The sequence below is a fragment of the Chloroherpetonaceae bacterium genome, from assembly GCA_025056565.1.
Classification (GTDB): Bacteria; Bacteroidota; Chlorobiia; order Chlorobiales; family Thermochlorobacteraceae; genus Thermochlorobacter.
In genome coordinates, this window is sequence record JANWWA010000001.1 from 496293 (window position 1) to 502813 (window position 6521).

At 49.8% G+C, this 6521-nt stretch carries 10 protein-coding genes and 1 riboswitch (1 of these 11 only partly in view); of the genes, 1 reads left to right on the forward strand and 9 read right to left on the reverse strand.

What is annotated here, in order from left to right:
• A riboswitch (cobalamin riboswitch) is annotated at positions 1 to 108 on the reverse strand (it extends 84 nt beyond the left edge of the window).
• Positions 109 to 201: 93 nt separating this feature from the next.
• The 9 genes from NZM05_02185 to NZM05_02225 form a co-directional block, all read right to left on the reverse strand.
• On the reverse strand, positions 202 to 543 hold the full coding sequence (locus NZM05_02185) for a type II toxin-antitoxin system RelE/ParE family toxin (GenBank protein ID MCS7012429.1): 342 nt from the start codon (positions 541 to 543) through the stop codon (positions 202 to 204).
• A complete protein-coding gene (locus tag NZM05_02190; GenBank protein ID MCS7012430.1) occupies positions 536 to 778 on the reverse strand; it encodes a hypothetical protein in 243 nt (80 codons plus the stop codon). Before NZM05_02190 ends, NZM05_02185 begins: the two co-directional genes overlap by 8 nt.
• Positions 779 to 876: 98 nt before the next feature.
• Positions 877 to 2316, reverse strand: a complete 1440-nt coding sequence (locus NZM05_02195) for a TonB-dependent receptor (GenBank protein MCS7012431.1) — start codon at positions 2314 to 2316, stop codon at positions 877 to 879.
• Positions 2317 to 2341: 25 nt separating this feature from the next.
• Positions 2342 to 3175: a TonB-dependent receptor gene (locus tag NZM05_02200; protein ID MCS7012432.1), complete on the reverse strand. Its 834-nt coding sequence runs from the start codon at positions 3173 to 3175 to the stop codon at positions 2342 to 2344.
• An 88-nt stretch (positions 3176 to 3263) separates the two neighbouring features.
• Positions 3264 to 3932 carry a DUF1826 domain-containing protein gene (locus NZM05_02205; protein MCS7012433.1) on the reverse strand — a complete coding sequence of 223 codons (669 nt, stop codon included), beginning with the start codon at positions 3930 to 3932 and terminating at the stop codon, positions 3264 to 3266.
• Between the two features lie 45 nt (positions 3933 to 3977).
• Positions 3978 to 4847, reverse strand: coding sequence for a 5'-nucleotidase, lipoprotein e(P4) family (locus NZM05_02210; protein MCS7012434.1), 870 nt, complete (start codon positions 4845 to 4847; stop codon positions 3978 to 3980).
• 25 nt (positions 4848 to 4872) lie between these two features.
• Positions 4873 to 5079, reverse strand: coding sequence for a hypothetical protein (locus NZM05_02215; GenBank protein MCS7012435.1), 207 nt, complete (start codon positions 5077 to 5079; stop codon positions 4873 to 4875).
• Positions 5076 to 5633 carry a hypothetical protein gene (locus NZM05_02220; GenBank protein MCS7012436.1) on the reverse strand — a complete coding sequence of 186 codons (558 nt, stop codon included), beginning with the start codon at positions 5631 to 5633 and terminating at the stop codon, positions 5076 to 5078. Before NZM05_02220 ends, NZM05_02215 begins: the two co-directional genes overlap by 4 nt.
• Positions 5626 to 6198 (reverse strand): 4Fe-4S binding protein, encoded by a 573-nt coding sequence (locus NZM05_02225; protein ID MCS7012437.1) that lies wholly within the window; start codon positions 6196 to 6198, stop codon positions 5626 to 5628. Before NZM05_02225 ends, NZM05_02220 begins: the two co-directional genes overlap by 8 nt.
• A gap of 109 nt (positions 6199 to 6307) precedes the next feature.
• Here NZM05_02225 and NZM05_02230 point away from each other — a divergent pair.
• On the forward strand, positions 6308 to 6521 hold a 214-nt coding region (locus tag NZM05_02230), incomplete at its 3' end, for a hypothetical protein (GenBank protein ID MCS7012438.1).

Here is a 6521-nt window from a genome sequence, read left to right on the forward strand (position 1 = left end):
GCAAGGACAAAGACCGTTGCGCTACTTACAGTTGCGGGACAGCTCGTGATTTGCACACGATTCCTTTTTCATCGGCATCTCTGCCGAACCTGCAAGGGTTGATGAGATGAGAATGAACAAACAGTTGCTATGATAGATTTTTCTCTGAAGACTTCCAAAGCGTTTGGCAATGCTGGCCAGCGTCTAACGCTTCAAGCGCAATTAGTTTTGTCTCTCAAACGATTCAATGATGGCACGGATGTCAGAAGCGGTGATATCAACTTGGTCTGACTTGGCGTAGACTGCAAGGAGGACTGCCGTAGTCCTTGCTTTGAGATAATACACGATTCGGTAGCCGCCACGCTTTCCACGCTTTGCATCTCGGTTTGGCACGCGCACCTTGAATACTGCGTATCCAACGCCTTGCACTTGCTCCCCAATAACTTGACCACTTTTGAGTGGTTTGCTGACAAACTCGTCAATGTCTTTGCCGATGTTCTTGTATCGCTTTTTCAACGCCTTTACTTGTCGCTCGAACGTGGGCGATACAAAAACATCAATCATTTTCTCTCAGCTCATCCAAAAGCTCGTCAATAGGTCGGTATTCACCCCTCATTACCTCTGCCCATGACTGATGGAGTTCTGTTAGTAGCTTCTCTTTAGCTTTGTTCGTCCTGCGCTTTGCTTGCAGTTTTCTTATGCTATTTGCGCCACGTAGTAGGCGCATCAGTGCCGTTCTCTGTTTCGGCGTTAATCTTTCTATGGCTTGCTTTATCTGTTGAAATTCCTCAACCTTCATTGCGCTTCTGAAATTTGAATGACAGACTGCAAAAGCAATTTAGGCTTGCTGATGATAAAACCCAATTCCACGTTGCTTTCTCCCTGTGAAACGTTGTGTTAGTCTCCTTTCCTAAGCGCAAACGGCGCTTGCACGCCGAACACGATGTTGCGACCAATCATATTGAGGTTCAGTGGCTTAGTGACGGATAGGTGGTCAATGTAAGCTGCATTCGTCAGGTTATTGCCAATGATGAAAACATCAATGTCTTGTCCGCCAATTGGAATGCTTGCGCCTGCTCGCGCATTGAGCAAAGTGTAAGCAGGCGTTGCCGTCTCGTTTTGACCTGTGCGATTTTGCTCAAAGAAATGCATTGCCTCGAGTGCAAGGTATGGTCGCTTGAAGAAGCCCAGATTCTTCTGTTCAAACTTTATCTCTCCAATTAGGCGGTCTTGTGGAATGAAGGTCGGGTGCTTGAAACCAAGCGGGTCGCCTGAAAGCTCTGCGCGCACCAAACTGTATGTAAGGTGCAGACCCACCCACTCCAACGGGTGCAAATCCAGCATCGCTTCGCCGCCGTAGAGCGTTGCATCGTTTTGAGTATGCTGAAACACTCGTCCTTGACCAATCGGCGCAGGCTCATTGGTTTGCACAAGGTAGATATATCCACTGACGATGTTGTAAAAAGGCGAAATATCAAGCGTCAGCCAATCGGCGTGCAAGTGGTAGTTCAGGTCGACTTGGTGATTGATTTGTGGCTTGAAGTTTGGATTGCCACGCTCGTAGCGTCCGCCGTGAATGCCATTTTGCGTCAGCTCAGGCATCGTAGGCGAGCGGAAGCCTCTGGCAAGATTGACTTTGACAAATTGCGACGGCGAAACATTGTAAATGACGCCAATTGAACCTGTAAGATTATTGTATGTGTTATCGACCTTGAACTGATTGGTGGTTTGAGTTTGCGTCGGATATGATTTCATATTTCGGAAGTCGTATCGCAAACCGCCTGTGAAGATAAGAGGCTCAGCGAGCTTGAAATCCGCAATCGCATACACGCCTGCGTCATTGATTTCCGAATCCAAGAGTGGGTTATTTGGTCTGGTCTCGTCAGCGTCGTTGCGCACATTGGCAAAATTGAGACCGAACAAAAGCCGCTTGTCTTCGAGCGAAAGATTCAGCTTCGCGTTAGCAGTAAAGGTGTTCAGTTGCATGAGCGCAAAAGACGGGATGTTAAGTTGCCGCTGCTGCGGATTGTAAGCGCCGCCAATGCCTTCGCGCCGATTCATCTGGTAGCCCAAGTCCACATCCAGAGTGTGATTGCCGAAGAAAATCGTGTTGTTGGAAGAGATGAAGGAGTTATCAAGGTTCTGATACCACACTTGATTGTTTCTGCCTTTTTCTATCAAGTCAGGTTGTGCCTGAAATAGGTTAATCTGGCTCTGGTTTTGCAAGCCATACTTAGCTTTGGTGTAGTTGTAGTTCAGAGCGAAGATGCCGAAAGGCAATCGCGCGCCTGCGCTCACCGAAGCATTTTGCTCATTGAATCGCGTGTTTGCAATCACGGCATTGTTGCCATCTCGGAAGTCCTCATGCGATTTCAGGCTGCCGCGCGCTGAGAAAGAAATTCTCCACGCTGCCCCGAAGCCCTAAGGTCGTGAGATAGCCAATCGTGTTTGCATTGTAATGCGCTGTTACATCGCCCTCGAGGCTATTAGGCTGCGCAGGGCGCTCGCGCACGACGTTGATAACGCCGCCCACGGCGTCAGAGCCATATTGCAGCGACGCTGGTCCTTTGATGGCTTCAATGCGAGACGCTGTAAATTCATCGACCAAAAAGGGGTGGTTGGACGAAAAGTTAAAGTTTTCCTGCTTGATGCCATTATTCAGCAGAATCACATTCGCATTCGTTAGCCCCCTGATGACAGGCTTGCCTACCGCATTGCCAAGACTTGAGAAATAAATCCCCGGCGTTCTTGCGATAGCTTGGGAAAGATTTACTGTTCCTGAACTGACAACATCGCGCTTCATCACAGTCGTGATAGGATAAGGCAGCCGTTCTTGCTCCTTGACAAAACCTGCCGTGACGACGATTTCTTCTGTCTCAATTGGCGTTTCGACAAGCGTCACGTTCAATGTGTAAGCGTTCTCGCCGCTGGGAAGCGTAACGGTCTCTAACTTGGATTTGTAGCCCAAGAGACCGAACTCGACCGTGAAGGACTTCAGATTCTCGGGAACTGACAGTTGATACGAGCCATCAGTTTTGGTGAAGGCTGTCAGTTTGGCTTGATGCACCAGTACCGTAACGCCCGCCAGCGATTCGCCACGATTGTCGGTTACTTTGCCTCTAAGAACGGTTTGCGCAGATGCGCCGCTGCCAAGTAGGAAAAAGAGAGCGACTAACGCAAGACTTCCCTTCTGCATAGCAGTTGAGGTTTTTAATTATTTGAGCATATAACTTTTTGGCGATGCAAAGATATGCAAACGATTTGCATCTATCAAGCGCTTTTGGCTAATCATATCGCATGTCCAGTCTCAGTAGGACGCGCTTGCCACGGCGCTGCAAAATCGAGGGCGAGCGGTGAATCAGACCTTTGCCTTTGTTTTCAGGCAGATACTCGCCTTTGAGAATTGCAATCTCAAACGGACGCAGTTGATAGACGCGCGAAAAATCCTTGATGATTTCTTCATTCGTGCCTTTTACCAGTTTCTCACGATTGACATTGTCGTCAGGCGTCCACTCTGTGCCTTCGCCATAGTAAGTGCAAAGCAGACGCAGGTGATAAAAATCACGATGGAATTTCTCGCAGCTATTGTCTCGCACGATGGCAAGAAGAAACTTTACATCATCAACGCCCACTACTGCCGCATAGTCTTGCGTTGTCGTATCCACTTCTTCAATGAACTTTTGCCAGCCCACTTCATCTAACGCCCGGTGCTTCTCGAGGCGAGATTCCAAAAACTCGCGGCATTCTTCGGCAGGCATTGTGCGCTCTAATTGTTGAAAGTCGGTTTCAACCCACCGCTCCAAAAAGCGATAGATGTCCGCATCAACAGGGCGCGGCAAAATTGCCAGATTGATATGCGGCTCGTGAATGCCGTAGAGTTCGGCAAAAGTGTTTGCTTTGCACACGTGCGCAGGGAGCGTGTCGGGATAGCGCGCCATCGTTTCGGTCATCATTCTCAGCGTGAAAGTTTAACGGCGTTATTGAAAATGGTTAGGGCTTCAATAAGCCATAATTGCTTCTAGTCGCTTTCGTGCGCAAGTGGTGTCCGCCATCTTGTCGTAGCCAACGATCGCATATTCCCAATCGCCATACATCGGGTTGGGCAAGACGATGAAACGCTTGCCAAACTCGTTCTTCAGCCGTTCAACTTCTTCGTTGCGCGTCGCTTCGGGCTTTCGTTCAAAGACGTCGGAAAAGTCGTTGAGATTATCGCCGCAGAGGAGAACGATGTCGAACTTTTCCGCAACGAGCTGTCGCCGCGCTTCTTTGCTTGGCGTATCAGTTCGCATCAGAAGGTGAGCGCTGTCGGCAAAGGGGAAACCCGCCGACCTGAAATTGCGCAGCGTCGCTTCTCGCAGGTTTTCGCCGCGATTCGTGATGTAAAAGACCTCTACGTTTTTGGATTTCGCGTAGTTCAAAAATTCAGCGGCTCCGGGCACGGGCTTCGCCAAAGCGAGCGAGCACCACTCGTCCCAGTGCGCGGGGTGCGTTGTGTCTTGCTTGATCAGCTTGCCTTGATATAGCGAGTTATCGAGCACCGTTTCGTCAACATCAACCACAATTGCTTTCGGCTTTGATTTCGGGGCAGACTTTGCTTTGAGCGCTTCGTCTAAGCGAAGTTTTGCAAGGGAATACGCTTGGTAACAAAGCGCCATCGCTTCGCCAGAACGCTGCATCCAGAGCGTTGCCAAAACGGAATGCGTGGCAAGGTTAGATTTTCTCTCCGTCGCTTGCCCCAGTTTTCGTGGGAGCGCCGTTGGGCGCGGCGCAGGCTGCTCAACCGCCGATTGATTGCGCGCATAGTTGAAGACAAAGAGAAACAAGCCAACACCCAGAAGCAGCACAATGCCAAAGGTGAGTCTGTTCATCGTTTGAAACGGTGTTTCGAAACGGTTAGACTTCACTCAGCGCTTGCTCAAACCACCGCGTCACATTCTGCCAGTGCGCTTTGCCATAGAGCCGAATGAATTGCTTGGTCTGCTCATCGCGTTCATCACGCAGCGCGCGAAGACGCTCTTCAATGTATGGTCGCGTGAGTTTGATGCCGCAATCCACCGTGATGCACCGTTTCCACTCTTGATAAGAACTTGGCAAAATCATTTCTCCTCAAATGATGCGTTGAAGATGATTTCGTTTTGCTTGACTCCATTGTGATATTCCTCCACTTTCATCACTCTGCCTCGCCTATCCCAAAATGTCCATCGTCCAATGGCGGTATCGTTGTGGTAATGCGCTTCTTGGCAGAGCAAGGAATCTTCGTGCCAATAGAGCCATTTGCCGTGCTTTCTGCCATCGCAGTAGGTTTCAGCGCGGCAAGGCGAACCGTTTTCGTGGAAGAATGTCCAGACTGAAAGCAGATTGCCATTTTCGCGGCGAAATTCTCCTTCGCAGAGTTTGCGCCCATGAAAATCCCAATATGTCCATTTGCCGATAGGCAAGCCTTGTTCGTCGTAATGCTCAACGCCGTGAAGTTGCCCATTCGGATACCAAGTCGAACAGGCGCCAACTTTCGCCAATCGTCCATCGTCCAAACGCTTTGCCGTAAAAAACGCTTTTGGATGACCGTTGAGATAAAGCAAGCGGTTTTCGCCTTCCACGATGCATGCCGAAACAAAAAGGGGAAGAAGCAATAGAAGCCAGCGAGACTTATTCATCGTCATTTGCCTGCTGTGTCTTCTGTCTCAAGCAATAGTTTTTTGCCGCGCCAACGGCGATGCCAAAGGGGCAGAGGTAGTGGCAGGCGCCGCGCTTGCCAAAAATCATCACGGAAAAACCAACGAGCGTGAGAATGATGAAATGCCCCGCCTGCACGAAGAGGTTGTCGTCGCCTTGCAGAGGGAAGTGAATAGGCGACTCGCCCTCGGCAAACATTGTATCGGTGAAAAGCCAGACGAGCGGCGTCCAGCTTACGAGCACAATCAGCACGGCGTATTGCGAAATTTTGGGATTGAACTTGACGCGCTTTTTAGCGAGCGGTTGCAGCCAATCTTGCACGCCACCAAGCCAGCAGAAGTTGGCGCAGACCCAACGCCCGCTTCTTGCCGCCCAGAGAATTACCGCTGCCCAAAACGCCAAGCCGAAAATCGCCCACCAGACATTGGGAATCGTGAATTTGACGATGAAAATGTGCGCAACCACCGTTGTCAGCTGCAGCCAAAGTCGCTGACGAATCGCTTTGCTTCGTCTTGTCTCTCCCGCTGCCGCAACTTTGCTTTCCATAACTTTTTTTTGCAAATTATTTGCATTTAGAAAGAACGCAAAAATCAGCAAATTTCAAAACGCATTTATCGCTATCTTCAAACGCTATTCAACCAAATCCGCAACGAAGATGGAAACGCTAACGATTTCGCAATACGAATTGGAAAGGGGGAAGCCCGTGCCGCGCCTCAGACACAGCATTCTGCAACACCGATTAGATGTCGCCTTTGCGCGATACGATGCGCAATTCAGCATCTTGCCTGAAATTGACCTTGAACTTGGCGGAAAGCTTTTCGTGCCCGATGTGTGCGTCTATCCGAAGCAACAGGTCAGTTGGGTTGGCG

Excerpts from the sequence above, each read along its gene's own strand:
- NZM05_02185 (MCS7012429.1), bottom strand. The coding sequence starts at position 543 with ATGATTGATGTTTTTGTATCGCCCACGTTCGAGCGACAAGTAAAGGCG.
- NZM05_02190 (MCS7012430.1), bottom strand. The coding sequence starts at position 778 with ATGAAGGTTGAGGAATTTCAACAGATAAAGCAAGCCATAGAAAGATTA.
- NZM05_02200 (MCS7012432.1), bottom strand. The coding sequence starts at position 3,175 with ATGCAGAAGGGAAGTCTTGCGTTAGTCGCTCTCTTTTTCCTACTTGGC.
- NZM05_02205 (MCS7012433.1), bottom strand. The coding sequence starts at position 3,932 with ATGATGACCGAAACGATGGCGCGCTATCCCGACACGCTCCCTGCGCAC.
- NZM05_02210 (MCS7012434.1), bottom strand. The coding sequence starts at position 4,847 with ATGAACAGACTCACCTTTGGCATTGTGCTGCTTCTGGGTGTTGGCTTG.
- NZM05_02215 (MCS7012435.1), bottom strand. The coding sequence starts at position 5,079 with ATGATTTTGCCAAGTTCTTATCAAGAGTGGAAACGGTGCATCACGGTG.
- NZM05_02220 (MCS7012436.1), bottom strand. The coding sequence starts at position 5,633 with ATGAATAAGTCTCGCTGGCTTCTATTGCTTCTTCCCCTTTTTGTTTCG.
- NZM05_02225 (MCS7012437.1), bottom strand. The coding sequence starts at position 6,198 with ATGGAAAGCAAAGTTGCGGCAGCGGGAGAGACAAGACGAAGCAAAGCG.